The sequence below is a fragment of the Poseidonibacter antarcticus genome, from assembly GCF_003667345.1.
GTDB lineage: Bacteria > Campylobacterota > Campylobacteria > Campylobacterales > Arcobacteraceae > Poseidonibacter > Poseidonibacter antarcticus.
In genome coordinates this window covers 64,853-81,175 of sequence record NZ_RCWF01000003.1, presented here as the reverse complement: position 1 = coordinate 81,175, position 16,323 = coordinate 64,853, and the positions used below count along the sequence as shown (strand labels likewise).

Here is a 16,323-nt window from a genome sequence, read left to right as displayed (position 1 = left end):
ATTAAGATAATGCTTCAATCCACTCTAAAACTTGAGCTAGACTTTTTTCATCTTTATTTGATATAAAAACATAAGGTTTATTTTTTCTATTTGCTTTTACATCTTCTTCCATTGATTTTAAATCAACTCCAACATATGGAGCTAAATCTGTTTTATTTACAACTAATAAATCAGAAAAAAGTAAACCTGCACCTTTTTTTCTTGGAATATCAGCACCTTGTGCAGTATCAATTATATACATATAATAATCAATTAATTCATAAGAAAAAGTAGCACTCAAATTATCTCCACCACTTTCTACAAAAATAATATCAGGATTAAACTTTTCTTCTAATTCCTGAACAGCTTTTAAATTCATAGAAATATCATCACGAATTGCAGTATGTGGACAACCACCCGTTTCTACTCCAATAATTTGCTCTGATGGTAAATCAAGTGTTTGTTTCAGATAATTTGCATCTTCTGTTGTATAAATATCATTTGTAACAATACCTATTTTGTATTTATCTTTTAATATATTTGTAACAGTTTCAATTAGTGAAGTTTTTCCACTTCCTACAGGTCCTGCTATTCCTATTTTTAAACTCATTTATTGTTTCCTTTTATGTAACGAACATTTTTGGTTCTAGTGTTTTATGTTCAAAAATTATCTCTTCAAATAGTGGATTAAAATTTGTAATTTTACTATCAAAATTAAAATCTATATTTTCTAATATTTCATCAAACTCAAAAAGCATCTTTTGTACTTGAGAGGGTTTGATTCTTGATATCTTAAGTGTAGTTGCTGCAATATTTATAAGATTTTTCTTAGTCCACATAACAATAAAATTTTCAATACTAATATCTAAATCATACGCATATGAAGCTAGTACAACTAATTCATTTACATCACTTTTCTTATTTTCTATAAAAGAAAAATACTCTTTTACTTCATCTTTTAAAAGAGTATCTTTGATTTGAACATAATAATTATGTCCAATATCTCTTGATGCTTTTGCATACTCGTATGTAAGATATGAAGAAATTTCATTATCAAGTTTTTTAAGTAAAGCTAATTTATTTTCATATAAATATTTATATGTTTTTTGAACATAAACAAACTCCATTTTAGAATATTGGTCAATAATCAAGTTTTTAAGATATATTTTTAAACTATCAATATCTTTTACTTTTTCTTTTACAATATGAGGTTCTAGCCCAAAAGAATGTACAAAAACACCTGAGGGAAAAGTTCCATCAAGTATTTGCATAAATCTACTAAGTGATTTTAATTTGATTGAATTAGTGTGAGTGATGTGCTTTTCCATTCGCTTTAAAATATCCTGTAGTTTTAATGATTTTTATATCATCATTTTTATATGCATTTTCAATTATATCAGCTAATGAAATATCATCTAAAACTACAATTTTCATATCATCAATCATTACAGGTTGATGTCTATTACCTATTTCATAAGCTACTTTTGCAAAATTTAAAGCATCAGTAAATTCAAATATATAAATATTATCTTCACTTCTTTTAACTTTAATTGCATAACCATCCTCGTCAACTAAAATATCATTTTCATGAAGATGTGTGAATTTTGCTTTTATAATAAAATTCACACCATTATTTGATACAGCTGTAAGATTTGGCTTTTGCATATCAAACCATGATAATTCTACCTCATCATTAGATTCAATATCTTTTTTTATTTCTATTACTTTTTTAATCAAAAAATATCCTTATATAATATATATACAATTGTATAAAAATTTAACTATTATAATCTATTTTCATTGTTTATAAAACAAACAATTTATCTGAAATATTGTTAATCATTAAGCATATAAATTTATTTTATTATCTTTATACTGATTATTTAGTATTATTATAACTACTTGACTAAGATTAGGAATATTATGCATCATTTAGAAGAAGACTTATTAGAAAGAAAAGATGAGATAGATTTTTTAATATTATATCTAACAAATAGATATGGTAGATCAAAAGATACATCATTTGAAAATAAATCATTTGTTTTAAATATCAATGCAAATTGGGGTTCTGGTAAAACATATTTCTTAAAAAGTTTATCAAATAAATTACAAGAGCAGAATTATTCTGTTGTAGAATTTGATGCATGGAAAAATGATTATACTAAAGAACCTCTTCTTGCATTTGTATCAGAGATAAGTAATTCATTTGATAATAATCCTATTATCGATGAATCGAAAACCAAAAAATTCATAAAATCTTCAACTACATTATTTGCTTCTTTTTTTGTTAAACAATTAACAGGAATGTCCTTAGAGACTTTTTCAGAGAATATTACAAATATATCTGATGATACTCAAGATTCTATTACAGAATTAACAACTAATTTATCAAAAGATTTAATAAAGAATCATATTGAGATAAAAAATAGTATAAAAGTTTTTAAAAATAGTATAAACTCTATTATAGAAGATTTAAAAGATAAAAAACTACCAATGTTTATTTTAATTGATGAACTCGATAGATGTAGACCTAACTATGCAATAGAATTACTTGAAAATATAAAACATCTATTTGATATAGAAGGTTTATATTTTATAATAGCAACAGATTCAACTCAATTATCTTACTCAATAAATGCTGTTTATGGAAATAAATTTGCATCAGAAAAGTACCTAAAAAGATTTTTCGACCAAGAATATAAGCTAAAAACTCCTAGTAATTATGAATATATAAATAGTCTATTTAAAAAGTACAATCTATTAGATGATGAAATACTCTTTTCACCTTTAGAAGAAGGATTTTATGAAAAAGTAAATACAAAAGTAAAACTATTTGAGCTATTCGTAGAATTATTTGATTTAAAACCAAGAGATATAAATCAAGTTATGATTTCTTTACATGCAATAAGAATTACATATAATTCAGAATTTAAAATACATTTACCTTATTTATTATTTTTAATCATGTTAAAACATAGTGATAATAATAGATATAAAGAGTTCTTAGAAATTATAAAAAATAAAAGAACAAGTAATAAACCATTTGAAGAATTAATGTTAGAAATAAATACTAATTATTCAGATATTAAAGTAAAAACACATGTACTTCAATCTAATAAAAATGATATTCCTTTATTTTCAATAATTACATTTTTCGCTGAATTTTACTCTATGGAATACAAAGATTTTAAGAGAAGTAAAACTTCATCTAATATTTTAGGAATAATTAAACAATCAATAAAAGAAGAAGATACTAGCACTTATGAGGATGATAAAATAGTTAATATATCAATTTTTAATTATCCTAATTTAGTTGAACACACTGGACAATTAAGTTAAAGCATAACAATTTAACTATGAAGATTTATAATAGAAAAAAACACTCTAATTATAAATCTTCAAAACTAATCATACTTCCTAAAACATAAAATATTTTTTAGCCATAGGCACAGTTGTAACATAATCAGATTCGATTAATTCACCATCAACGAAAACATCATACGTTTCAGGGTCAACTACAATATCTCCAATAAAGTCATTTAACTTCATATCTTTTTTACCGATATTTCTAGTATTTTTAACAGCTAATACTTGTTTATCAATTCCTAGTTTTTCTTTTAAGTTTGTACTTGCTACTTTTGAAGTAAATATAGCACTAATTTTAGCACTGGCTTTTCCATGTGATCCAAACATTTTTCTATATAAATTTGGTTCTGGTGTTGGAATTGAGGCATTTGCATCACCCATTACAGAAACGGCAATAAATCCACCCTTAATTACTAAACTTGGTTTTACACCAAAAAATGCTCTGTCCCACATAACAAGGTCAGCCATTTTACCAACTTCAACACTTCCTACATGCTCATCAATACCACAAGCAATTGCAGGATTAATAGTATATTTTGCGATATATCTTTTGATTCTAGTATTATCACTTCTTTGCGTATCAGGAGCTAAGGCACCACGTTGTTTTTTCATAGAATCAGCAACTTGCCAAGTTCTTATAAGTACTTCACCTACTCTTCCCATTGCTTGAGAATCTGAACTTGTAATAGAAATTGCACCAATATCATGAAGTACATCTTCAGCAGCAATTGTTTTACCTCGTATTCTTGATTCTGCAAAACTTACATCTTCAGGAATCTTTGGACTTAAATGGTGACAAACCATTAACATATCAAGATGTTCTTCTATTGTATTTTTTGTATAAGGAAGTGTTGGATTTGTAGATGATGGTAATACATTTGCAAGTCCTGCAACTTTCATAATATCAGGAGCATGACCTCCTCCTGCACCTTCAGAATGGAAAGTATGAATAGTTCTATTTTTAAAAGCCCCTACAGTATTTTCTACAAAACCTGATTCGTTTAAAGTATCTGTATGAATTGCAACTTGCACATCAAAATCATCGGCAACTTTTAAACAAGTATCAATTGCATTTGGAGTACTTCCCCAATCTTCATGAAGTTTAAGACCCATTGCGCCTGCTTGGATTTGTGATTGAAGTGCTTCATATGAACTTGAATTCCCTTTACCCATAAAACCAAAGTTTAAAGGATAGTTTTCAACCGATTCAATCATTTTTGAAATATTCCACTCACCTGGAGTACAAGTAGTTGCATTAGTTCCAGTATTTGGTCCAGTTCCACCTCCTACCATTGTAGTAACTCCACTTGATAAGGCTTCATCTATTTGAGTAGGAGAGATAAAGTGAATATGTGAGTCAATTCCACCTGCTGTTATTACTTTTCCTTCAGCTGAAAGTATCTCTGTATTAGCTCCAATTTCTAAACCATCTGTAATTCCATCACATAGATTTGGATTTCCTGCTTTTCCTATTGCTGATATTTTTCCATCTTTGATTCCGATATCTGCTTTATAAATTCCAGTATAATCAATTACTACTGCATTTGTAATAATCAAATCTGCAACATCAACAGCAGTTGGACTTTGAGCCATTCCATCTCGTATTGTTTTACCACCACCAAACTTTACTTCTTCACCGTAAGTTGTATAATCTTTTTCAATTTCTGCTATTAATGAAGTATCTGCAAGTCTAAATCTATCACCAGTTGTTGGTCCAAACATTGAAGCATATTTTTGTTTTGAAATTTTCATATTATTTCTCTCCTAAAAAAACTGCAAGGTTTTGCATTGCTTTTTGTTTTGTTGATTCATCATCTAAGTTACCCTCAACCAAAGCATTAAATCCACTCATATATCTTTTACCTGTAAAGACAACAAGATTAACCTCTTTTTTACTTCCTGGTTCAAACCGTACAGATGTACCTGCTGCTACATCAAGTCTTTTACCATAAGCTAGTTCTCTATCAAAGCTAAGGTTAGAATTTACCTCAAAAAAGTGATAATGAGAACCTACTTGAATAGGTCTATCACCTGTATTCTCAACTTCAATTGTATCAATAGTACAATTTTCATTTAATTGTATTTCACCATCATCAACAATATATTCACCAGGGACCATTGAATCATTTGCTTGGATTGGACTATGAACAGTTACAAGTTTTGTACCATCATCAAAAGTTGCTTCAACTTGAACCATATCCATCATAGAAGCAATTCCGTCCATTACATCAGTTTCATCTAAAACTTTTGTAGCATCAACCATAAGTTGTGCAACACTTTTTCCATCTCTTGCACCTTCAAGTATATATGAAGTAATAATTGCAGTAGCTTCTGGAAAATTAAGCTTACACCCTCTTTCTTTTCGCTCAAGTGCAAGTTTTGCAGCTGTATATATCATCAACTTTTCTTGTTCTCTGTTTGTCAATAACATCTATTCACCTTTTTCAGAATTGTATAAAATATTTATCATTGTAGATATTATATACTTTTTACTAAATATTAACTCTCTACTTCTTTATAAAAACTATACAATATGAGAGAATACTACTCTTTTTATTGATTTAACAAAAAGTCTCTTACTTTTAAAAGTTGTGCAGTAATACTAATAGCTATTTCATTTGGATTATTTGATCCAAACTTTTCACCCATTGGACAAAAAAACTCATTTTTTAGATTTTCTTCTTTTAGTTGTCTATCTAATTTATGTCTTTTATTTTTTGCACCAATTACACCAATATAGGGGAAAATATCTTTTTTTATAACTTCTTTTAAAATTGGATAATCAAATTTATGACCTGGTGTCATAATCAAAACATAAGATTTAGTAGAGATATTTTCAATTTCATCTGTATATTGTGATACTTTGATTAATTCTAATTTTGGTGATTTTGGTAATTTATCCAACCAATCTTGTCTTATATCTATACATTTTATTTTACAATCAAGATTTAAAAGTGTTCGTATCACTGATTGTGAGACATGCCCTGCTCCAAAAACTGTGATTTCCCAAGCTTCTTTTGTCTCTATTTTTTCAAATAAAAGATTTGCTGAACCTCCGCAAGTCATTTTTAAATCTTTATTTAAATTAATTTCTTTATATAAAGTTTTAAGTTCTTCATCTTTTAATAACTCTTGTGCAATTGATATTGCATTTTTTTCAAAAGCTCCACCGCCTACTGTTCCAAAAGCAATACCATCAGGAGTGATAATCATTTTTGAGCCTATATCTTGTGGTACTGAGTTTTTTTTATCTGTTAAGGTTGTGATTACAAAAGAGATATTATTTTCTCTTAGCTTTTGACAAGCTAGGAGAAATTCATCAAATACAAAATTCATTTTTATGCCTTTAACTCTTCTAATTTCATTAAAATTGCTTCATTTGTTGCAGGTGAGTTAAGTTTTACTATTTCTTTTGATTTTGCTCTATATCTTAAAGCATCTTTTGCAGCTGTAAAAACACTAATTCCTAATAAAAATGGCGGTTCACCTACTGCTTTTGAGCGTCTTACATTCATTGTTGTTGTATTATTTTCTATAAAATCAATATTAAATTCTCTTGGCATATCTTGAATACTTGGTATTTTATATGTAGTTGGTGAATGAGATAATAACTCACCTTTAGGAGAATAACAAAGTTTTTCTAAACTTACCCAACCTTGAGCTTGAACAAATGCACCTGCTACTTGTCCTTCATCGATTCCTGGATTTATCATTCGTCCTAAATCCATAATAATATCTGTTTTTAAAAGTTTCATAGAACCTGTAAATTCGTCAATACTAACTTCACTTAAAGCAACACCATTTGTAAAGTAATTAAAAGCTTTTCCTCTTCCTGTATTTTTATCAAAACCTAAATCTTCAGTTTTAAAATGAGCATATTCACATAATGAAACTCTATTTACATATGCAATATTTAAAACCTCTTCAAAAGAGATTTCTTTCTTTTCTATTGGATCAATTATCATTCCTGATTTAAACTCTAATCTTTGGAAATCTTCTTCAATATCAAGTGAGTATTCATCAACTGTATTAAAAACTTTTCCACTAAATTTTTGCCAAGCTACTTTTTGAATTCTTTCTTTTAATACAAGTGCAGCTTTTAATGCAGCTCCACCATTTATATCAGAACCACTCGAAGCTGCTGTTGGAGATGTATTTGCATTTCTTTGTGTTGATGTTGACATTATGATTACTTTTTTAGGCTCCATATCAAAAACCTCAGCAATAATTTGTGCAATTTTTGTATTAACTCCTTGTCCCATTTCTGTAGCACCTGTTGATGCTTGAATTGTTCCATCAAGGTGAATATTGATTAAAGCATTTCCTTGATTTAAATGTCGTGCAGTAAAAGCAATACCAAATTTAACTGCTGTTAAAGATAGTCCTTTTATTGTTCCTGTATTTTTAGCATTAAAAGCATCTATTTCTTTTCTTCTTTCATAATAGTTTGAGCTTTTTTCTATTTTTTCAAATAATTCGGGAAGTTTATTATTGATAACTTTTTGAGCATAAGGAGTTGTACAGTCATCACCTTTATAATAATTTTCTTTTCTAATATCTAAAGAATCAAGATTTAAAAAGTTTGCAATATCTTCAATTAATGTTTCAATTACAAAAGTTCCTTGTGGACCACCAAAACCTCTAAATGCAGTATTCGAAGGATAGTTTGTTTTACAAACTCTTCCAGAAATATATGCATTTTCTAAATCGTAAGCACCATCAAGGTGAAACATAACTCTCTCTAAAATAGAAGGACTTACATCTGTATAAGCTCCACCATCTGAATATGTATGAGCTTCAAGTGCTGTGATTTTTCCATTATTTTCAAAAGCAACCTTATAAAAAGTTTTTACAGGATGACGTTTCCCTGTAATTTTCATATCTTCATCTTTTGTTAAAATTATTCTTGCAGGACGATTAAGTTTTTTTGCAACAATTCCTGCATAAGAAGCAAATGCTGCAGGTTGTGATTCTTTTCCTCCAAAACCTCCACCCATTCTTTTTACTATACAAGATACTTGATTTAAAGGAAGTCCAAGTGCGTGAGCTACTACATGTTGTGTTTCTGTTGAATGTTGAGATGAACTATGAACTTCAACCCCACCATCTTCTAAAGGATAAACAACAGCAGCTTGTGATTCTAAATAAAAGTGTTCTTGTCCACCTGAATAAAAATCACCTTCTAATATATTTGAAGCATTTTCAAAAGCTTTTTTAATATCACCTTTTTCAAAAGGTGTCGCTGTATAGTGAAAATCTTTTTGCTTTATTGCTGTATCAATACTTAAAACTGCTTCAAGTTCTTCTACTTCAACTGCAACTAAAGCTTTTGCTTCTTCAAAAGAAGCTCTGTCTTTACAAGCTAATATTGCAATAGGTTCATCAAAATGTTCAATCTCTTTTGCTAATAATGATTGGTCATGAACAATTGTTCCCCACTTATTACTAACAAAATCTTCTGCGGTATATCCAGCATAAACATCTTCAAGTTCTAAAGCTTTTGTGAAATCTATATTTTTAACAATTCCTTTTGCACACTTTGAGGTAATAAGACCTACAAATACTTCATTTGTCATTGCAACTCTATCATCTATAAAAACACTTTTCCCTGTTACGTGAGTATAAGCTGAATCGTGTGGTATATTTTTTCCATGTGACATTATGCAACCTCTCTTTGTGAAGTTACTTCACTATAAAATTTCATTAATAAATTTTGACAAAGTTTTATTCTAAATTCACTACTTCCTCTATGATCACTAAAAGGTGTTAATAAACTAGGAATTAAAGAAATAGCTTCTTTAAAATACTCCTCTTTTAATTCTTTATTTAAAAGAACTTCTTCTAAGGCTTTAGCTTTATATACAGTTGCTGCAACTCCACCATAAGCTATTGAGATATCAATAATTTTTTCATCTTCTATCTTATACCCAATTGCAAGAGATACTACAGAAATATCTAAATCTTTTCTAGCAGATACTTTATATATTTTAAACTCTTTATCTTTTTTTGGAATTTTCACTTTTGTAATAATTTCATCATCTTTTAAAGCAAACTGTTTATAACCTAAATAAAAATCAGGAATTAAAATATCTCTTTGTCCATTTGCACTTACTAATTCCAAAGAAGCATCACTTACATATAAAAAAGGAATAGTATCACCAATAGGAGAACCATTTGCAATATTCCCTATAAGCGTTCCTTTATTTTTGATTTGTGGAGATGCAAATACTTTTAAAGAGTTTGCAAACTCTTCAAAATATTCTTCACAGCTTTTTTCAACATCTGTTAAACTAACTCTTGAAGAAAATGATACAAAATCATCATTGTCTTGTATTTCATATAATTCATCCACATTTATCAAAGATACAAATTTTTTAGTTTTGTTATAACCTTTATTTACAAATACAGAAATATCAGTACCTCCAGAAATCACACTATAATTTTCTGTTTTTAACTCAACTGCACGTTTTATAGTTTTAGGTAAAATAATACTAATTTCTTTTTCCTTATCATCTAGTACAACTTCATCTTTAAATGCAATTTCAAGTTCTTCTTGAATTTCTTTTGAATCATATCTTTCAAACAGTGGTTTGATTTCACTTAAATCTAAAGACATTCCAGCTTCAACAATACCTTTGTATCCTGTACATCTACACAAGTTTCCAGTAGTATAATTTTTTACTTTTTTCATATCTACATTTTTATTTGCAGCAATTAAATCATCACTCATAGACACTAAAGCATTTACAATTCCAGGAGTACAAAATCCACATTGAGTTCCGTGATGTTTCGCCATTGCTTCTTGAACAGGATGAATTGAATTTGAAGTTTCAATTCCTTCAATAGTAATAATATGACAACAATCAAGTACATATAAAGGTGCAATACATGAATTTATACTAGAAAAAGTTGTTTTCTTTTTATCTATATATCTGTGAAGTAAAACAGTACATGCACCACAATCTCCTTCAGAACAAACAATTTTTGTTCCTTTCATACCTAAGGTATCTCTTAAATATTCAGAAAGGTTCTGCTTAGCATAAATACTTGAAACCTTATGTTTTTTCCCATTAATAAATAATAATATATAATCTCTCATTTTTATTTCCTATTCTTATATTTTCTTCTATATTCATGAAGTATTGGTTCTGTATAACCTGAAGGTTGTTCTTTTCCTTTAAAAACTAAATCACACGCAGCTTTAAAAGCAATTCCATCATAAGAAGGTGCAATATTTATATAACTTGAATCATTTTCATTTTGTTTATCAACAACAATTGCCATAGCTTTTAATGAAGCTAAAACTTCTTCTTTTGTGCAAATTTTATGCTCAATCCAATTTGCTAAAAATTGTGATGAAATTCTTAAAGTTGCTCTATCTTCCATTAAACCAACATTATGAATATCAGGAACCTTTGAACACCCAATTCCAGCATCAATCCACCTTACAACATAACCTAAAATACTTTGGGCATTGTTATCTAGTTCAAATTTAATCTCTTCTTTTGTTAAAACTGTATCTTCTTCTAAAAGAGGAATAGTTAAGATATCATCTAAACTAGCTCTTTTTCTTTTTTTCAATTCATTTTGTTGTTCAAATACATTAATTTGGTGATAATGAATACTATGTATTACTGCACCAATTGGTGAAGGTACCCAAGCTGTATTTGCTCCTGATTTTGGATGTGCAATTTTTTGCTCTAACATAGCTGCCATTTCATCAGGCATTGCCCACATTCCTTTTCCAATTTGAGCAATTCCTTGTAATCCACACTCTAATCCAATATCAACATTATTATCTTCATAAGCTTTTATCCAAGCTTGTTTTTTCATATCAGATTTTGGAACAAAAGCACCCACTAACATTGAAGTATGAATTTCATCACCTGTTCTATCTAAAAATCCTGTATTAATAAAGACTACTCTTTGCTTAGCTGCTCTTATACACTCTTTTAAATTTACAGTTGTTCGTCTTTCTTCATCCATAATTCCAATTTTGATTGTATTTTCTGGTAAATCTAAAGCAAGTTCTACTCTTTTAAATAGTTCAACTGCAAAAGCAACTTCCTCTGGTCCATGCATCTTTGGTTTTACTATATATATGCTACTTGTTCTAGAATTTGATTTTTCATTTGATTTTTTCACATCAGGAATTGCAGCTAAAACTGTAATCATAGCATCCATAATTCCCTCATAAACTTCATTTCCATCTTTATCTAAAATCGCTGGATTAGTCATAAGATGTCCAACATTTCTTATAAAAAGAAGACTTCTTCCATGAAGAATTAATTCTTTTCCATCAAGTGTTTTATAGATTTTGTCTTTGTTTAATTCTCTTGTTAAAGTTTTTCCATTTTTCTCAAATGATTCGCTTAGATTACCTTGCATAAGTCCAAACCAATTTTTATAAACTTCTACTTTATCTTGTGCATCAACAGCAGCAACTGAATCTTCACAATCCATAATAGTAGTAATTGCAGCTTCAACTACAAGATCTTTTATTCCAGCACTATCAAGTTTTCCAATAAAATTATCTTTATCAAATAATACCTCTATATGAAGGTTATTATTTTTAAATATAATTGATTCAGGATTTAAAGCATTACCTTTAAAAGCAATACATTTATCATTATCTTTTAAGCTTGTTGATAAACCATCATTTAATTCAATTTCAAGTTTTCCATCTATAAATTTATATGAAGTGGCTATTAAATGTGTACCATCTTTTAAAGGAGCAACAAGGTCTAAATATTTTTTAGCAAACTCAACAACTTTTGCACCTCTTAATTTATTATATTCTTTTGTAATTGCTAAATCACCATCTTTTGAAATAACATCAGAACCATAAAGGGCATCGTATAAACTTCCCCATCTTGAATTTGCAGCATTTAGTGCAAATCTCGCATTTTTAACAGGAACAACAAGTTGTGGTCCAGCTTGAAGAGTTATTTCTTCATCTACATTTTTTGTAGTAATTTCAAAATCTTCTTTTTCTTCTACTAAGTATCCAATCTCTTTTAAAAAGTTTTTATAATTAGTTAAATCATTTTTATCAAACTTATTATTTTTATGCCAAGCATCAATCTTTGTTTGAAACTCATCTCTTTTTTCTAAAAGAGCTTTATTTATTGGAGTTAAATCTTCTATAATCTGTTCAAAGTTTTTCCAAAAAGTATCACTTGTAATATTAGTACTAGGAATAATTTCATCATTTATTAATCCTAATAATTCTTTATCTACTTCTAAACTTCCTTGTTTTATATAATTTTCCATATATTTTCCTTCAGTTAATTAAATTGAATTTGCTTTTATATATAAATTTTGTGCTTGTTTTGTATGTTCAAACTGTAATTTTTTAATATCTAAATCAAGAATTTCACCATCTTTTACTTTCCAATTTCCTGCTATCATTACTCTGTGCGCTTTTTGAGCTCCACAAAGTAAAAGAGCAGCTAAGGGATCATGAGAACCTGAAAATCTTAATTCATCTAGTTTAAACATTGCAATATCTGCTTCTTTACCAACAGCTATTTCTCCAATATCTTCTCTTCTTAAAACTTGTGCTGAACCTTTTGTAGCCCATTCATATGCTTTTTGATGAGTGATTTTTGATGAACCATATTTTAATCTTTGTAAATACATTGCCATTCTTACTTCTTGAATCATATTTGAACCATCATTTGAAGCTGAACCGTCAACTCCAATACCAATAACTACACCTGCTTTTTCAAGCTCTAATGTTTTACAAATTCCAGAAGCTAACATCATATTTGATGTTGGACAATGACAAATTCCTACATTTGCAGCTCCTAATCTTTGTATTTCTTCATCATTAAAATGAATTCCATGAGCTAGCCAAGTTTTATTATGTAACCAATTTGTATGCTCCAAATAATCAACTGTTCTCATTCCAAATTTTTTAAGACAAAATTCTTCTTCATCTATAGTTTCCGCCAAATGTGTATGTAAACAAACGTCATACTCTTTTGCTAATTTTGCACTTTCAATCATAAGATCAGTGGAAACTGAAAAAGGTGAACAAGGTGCTAAGGCTAATTGAGTCATTGCTCCTTCTTCTTTTTGATGATATTTTTTTATTAATCTAATTGAGTCTTCTAAGATTATTTGCTCATCTTGAACAACACTTTGAGGAGGTAATCCTCCATCTTTTTTTCCAAGGCTCATTGAACCTCTTGTTAAAACAACTCTCATCCCAAGTTCTTTTGCAACATTCATTTGAATATCAATTGCATCTTTTGTAGAATCAGAAAAAACATAATGATGATCACTTGCAGTTGTACATCCTGAAAGAAGTAACTCACTAAGTGCTAGTTTTGTTGATTGATATATCATTTCTGAGTCTAGGTGTTCCCAAACTGTATAAAGTGATGTTAACCAAGGAAATAATTCCTTGTTTAATGCAGTAGGATAAGCACGAGTTAGAGTTTGATAAAAATGATGATGTGTATTTATAAGACCAGGCAACACTACAGAATCTTTTGCATCATAAACTTCATCAACTAAAAGTGTTGGAGTAGCTCCTTTAGGAACTAACTCAACTATTTTTGTACCATTAATAACAATTCCACCATCAGAATTCTTTGCTAAAATTGTTAAAGGGTTTTTTATCCAAATTTTCTTACTCATTTTACTTCCTATTTATTATATTGATGAACTTGCAGGTGTTACAACATCATGTTCAATTGGTGTTCTACTTGGCACTTCTGTAATATCTTCAGGTTGTGCAATAAATAAAGTTGCAAGAATTGCAGTTAATCCACCAGCTGTAACAGGAGAACCTAATACACTATTTATAATTTTTCCAAGATCTCCACCAATATTATTAGAGAATGTTGTAAGAATTTGAGGCACTAATAAAACACCTAAACCAACACCAAAAGAGATTGCTAAAATAAGCATATTTCTTCTATTAAGATTTACTTGAGATATTATTTTAATACCAGCAACTGCAACTGTTGCAAACATAATAATAGTTGCACCACCTAATACAGGAGTTGGTAAAGCTCTAAATATAGCTCCAATATGAGGGAATAATCCAAGAATAATTAATAAAGCTCCAATCCATACTCCAATATATCTACTTGCAATTCCAGTTAATTGAATTACACCATTATTTTGAGAAAATGTTGTATTTGGAAAAGTATTAAAAACTCCTGCGATTAAAGAATTACAACCATCAGCTAAAACACCACCTTTTATTCTTTCAAAATAAGATTTTCCCTTAATTGGCTGATTTGAAATCATACAATTTGCAGTAATATCTCCTGATGATTCTATTGCTGTAATTAAATAAATAATTGCAACAGGTATAAATGCAGCGATATCAAAATTGAAACCATATTTAAAAGGAATAGGCATACTAATAATTGATTCTACTTTATTAAAAGTGGAAAAATCTACTTTTCCCATAAACATAGCAATAATAAAACCAACTGCCATACCAATAATAATAGAAGATAATCTAATCCATTGGTTTGAAGACTTATTAGCAATAATAATAGTAATCATTACAATCACACCTAAAAATAAATTCTCGAAACTAGCAAAGAATTCAGGTTTATTATTCATTAACCATGTACCACCTGCCATATCAGTAAATCCAATTTTAATTAAACTAATACCAATAATAGTAATAACTGTTCCTGTTACAATTGGTGTAATAATTCTTTTTAATTTTCCTAATACTTGACTTAAACCAATTTCAATAAAAGCTCCAAGTACACATACCCCAAAAATCATCGCTAAGATTTCATCAGGACCTCCACCATTAGCTTTGGCAATAAATCCAGCTGCTAAAATAGAACTTAAAAATGCAAAACTTGTACCTTGAACACATATCATCCCTGTACCAATTCCAAGTGGTTTTTTTGCTTGAATAATTGTTCCAACTCCTGAAACCATTAGTGCCATAGATATTAAGTAAGGAATTTCACTTCCTAAACCTAATACTCCACCAATAATTAATGTTGGGGTTATAATACCTATAAAACTTGCTAAAAGATGTTGTAATGCGGCGAAAAATGATTCTTTTGCACCTGGCTTATCATCTAGTTTGTAGATTAATTCTGATTCTTTACTCATAACTTTTCCTTTTGTACTTTTGTACTTTTTTTATTACTCTAATTTAAACTACTACCAACTAAACTTAGCCATTAATTGAACAGAACTTGTTTCTGGATGATTGTTTGTACCATTGTCACTTTTTGTTTCATAGTAATAAAGGTGCTCTATTCCTACTTTAATTTTTCCATTGCCCATTACGTCATAAAGTAATTGATTTTGTGTAGAATATGAATAACCACTTAAATCCATCCAACCTTGGAAAGATATTCCACTACTTCCAAAATGTGTACCATATACAGGCGAAATTTGATAAGTATCTCTTGAATAATCTACTGATGAAATTGTTAAATCAACGTGTTTATAATATGCATTCATCTGAAAGAAATCAAATCCAGGAACATTTAAATCTGTACCTAAACCTACTAACTCTGCTCTAAAATCTGAACCACTTCCTGCATTTAATTGTGTTGCTATAAAAACATCTTTCACAACAGAATTAGATAATTTAGTATTTGTTAAATTACTAAGACTAAATCTTGGCATAAACTCACCATACAAACCAGTTTTATCACTAGAATATAATTTTGTATCATCCGCAACAGTATAATCTACGAAAAAGAAAATATCTCCCCAAGTATCTTTTGTTAAATGTTCAAAAGTAATTGTTGTCTTCTTTCCACCATCATTAGTATCATAAATAGCACTATCTCCGTCAAACTCTCCATTTAAAACTGATATATTTGATGTACTAAACGCGAATAATGATATATTCGCTGCTAAAACTGTACTTAATATTTTTTTCATAATTTTTCCCTTGTTGTGTTTTTAATTTTTAATTTCTTGTTATCTTTTTTCTTTTCCCATTTTTCTAAATAAAGTCATCTAAGGAGGTCC

13 protein-coding genes are annotated in these 16,323 nt (G+C 28.8%); 1 reads left to right on the top strand and 12 read right to left on the bottom strand.

The window, feature by feature from the left end:
- Position 1: 1 nt before the first annotated feature.
- The 3 genes from ureG to D9T19_RS05325 are packed head-to-tail and all read right to left on the bottom strand — an operon-like array spanning position 2 to position 1,716.
- A complete protein-coding gene (gene ureG, locus D9T19_RS05335; protein WP_121627190.1) occupies positions 2 to 589 on the bottom strand; it encodes an urease accessory protein UreG in 588 nt (195 codons plus the stop codon).
- Between the two features lie 13 nt (positions 590 to 602).
- On the bottom strand, positions 603 to 1,307 hold the full coding sequence (locus tag D9T19_RS05330; protein WP_121627189.1) for an urease accessory protein UreF: 705 nt from the start codon (positions 1,305 to 1,307) through the stop codon (positions 603 to 605).
- Positions 1,282 to 1,716 carry an urease accessory protein UreE gene (locus D9T19_RS05325; RefSeq protein WP_228197970.1) on the bottom strand — a complete coding sequence of 145 codons (435 nt, stop codon included), beginning with the start codon at positions 1,714 to 1,716 and terminating at the stop codon, positions 1,282 to 1,284. Before D9T19_RS05325 ends, D9T19_RS05330 begins: the two co-directional genes overlap by 26 nt.
- A 186-nt stretch (positions 1,717 to 1,902) precedes the next feature.
- On the opposite strand from D9T19_RS05325, the gene D9T19_RS05320 reads away from it, so the two are divergent.
- Positions 1,903 to 3,318, top strand: coding sequence for a KAP family P-loop NTPase fold protein (locus tag D9T19_RS05320; protein WP_121627188.1), 1,416 nt, complete (start codon positions 1,903 to 1,905; stop codon positions 3,316 to 3,318).
- A 78-nt stretch (positions 3,319 to 3,396) separates the two neighbouring features.
- Here D9T19_RS05320 and ureC read toward each other — a convergent pair whose 3' ends face one another.
- The 9 genes from ureC to D9T19_RS05275 all read right to left on the bottom strand — a co-directional run bounded on the left by ureC (position 3,397) and on the right by D9T19_RS05275 (position 16,233).
- Positions 3,397 to 5,097 (bottom strand): urease subunit alpha, encoded by a 1,701-nt coding sequence (gene ureC, locus D9T19_RS05315; RefSeq protein ID WP_121627187.1) that lies wholly within the window; start codon positions 5,095 to 5,097, stop codon positions 3,397 to 3,399.
- A 1-nt stretch (position 5,098) separates the two neighbouring features.
- Positions 5,099 to 5,776: an urease subunit beta gene (locus tag D9T19_RS05310; protein WP_121627186.1), complete on the bottom strand. Its 678-nt coding sequence runs from the start codon at positions 5,774 to 5,776 to the stop codon at positions 5,099 to 5,101.
- Between the two features lie 122 nt (positions 5,777 to 5,898).
- Positions 5,899 to 6,681, bottom strand: a complete 783-nt coding sequence (locus D9T19_RS05305) for an XdhC family protein (protein WP_121627185.1) — start codon at positions 6,679 to 6,681, stop codon at positions 5,899 to 5,901.
- 2 nt (positions 6,682 to 6,683) lie between these two features.
- Positions 6,684 to 9,005, bottom strand: coding sequence for a xanthine dehydrogenase molybdopterin binding subunit (locus D9T19_RS05300; RefSeq protein WP_121627184.1), 2,322 nt, complete (start codon positions 9,003 to 9,005; stop codon positions 6,684 to 6,686).
- Positions 9,005 to 10,444, bottom strand: a complete 1,440-nt coding sequence (locus tag D9T19_RS05295; protein WP_121627183.1) for an FAD binding domain-containing protein — start codon at positions 10,442 to 10,444, stop codon at positions 9,005 to 9,007. The genes D9T19_RS05300 and D9T19_RS05295 overlap by 1 nt, the downstream gene beginning before the upstream one ends.
- A gap of 2 nt (positions 10,445 to 10,446) precedes the next feature.
- Entirely contained in the window at positions 10,447 to 12,618 is a 2,172-nt protein-coding gene (locus D9T19_RS05290; protein WP_121627182.1) for a malate synthase G, read from the bottom strand.
- Between the two features lie 18 nt (positions 12,619 to 12,636).
- Complete coding sequence (locus D9T19_RS05285; protein ID WP_121627181.1) at positions 12,637 to 13,992, bottom strand: 8-oxoguanine deaminase; 1,356 nt, start codon at positions 13,990 to 13,992, stop codon at positions 12,637 to 12,639.
- Positions 13,993 to 14,007: 15 nt separating this feature from the next.
- Positions 14,008 to 15,447: a uracil-xanthine permease family protein gene (locus D9T19_RS05280; protein ID WP_121627180.1), complete on the bottom strand. Its 1,440-nt coding sequence runs from the start codon at positions 15,445 to 15,447 to the stop codon at positions 14,008 to 14,010.
- A gap of 51 nt (positions 15,448 to 15,498) precedes the next feature.
- Complete coding sequence (locus tag D9T19_RS05275) at positions 15,499 to 16,233, bottom strand: outer membrane protein OmpK (RefSeq protein ID WP_121627179.1); 735 nt, start codon at positions 16,231 to 16,233, stop codon at positions 15,499 to 15,501.
- Positions 16,234 to 16,323 lie beyond the last annotated feature (90 nt).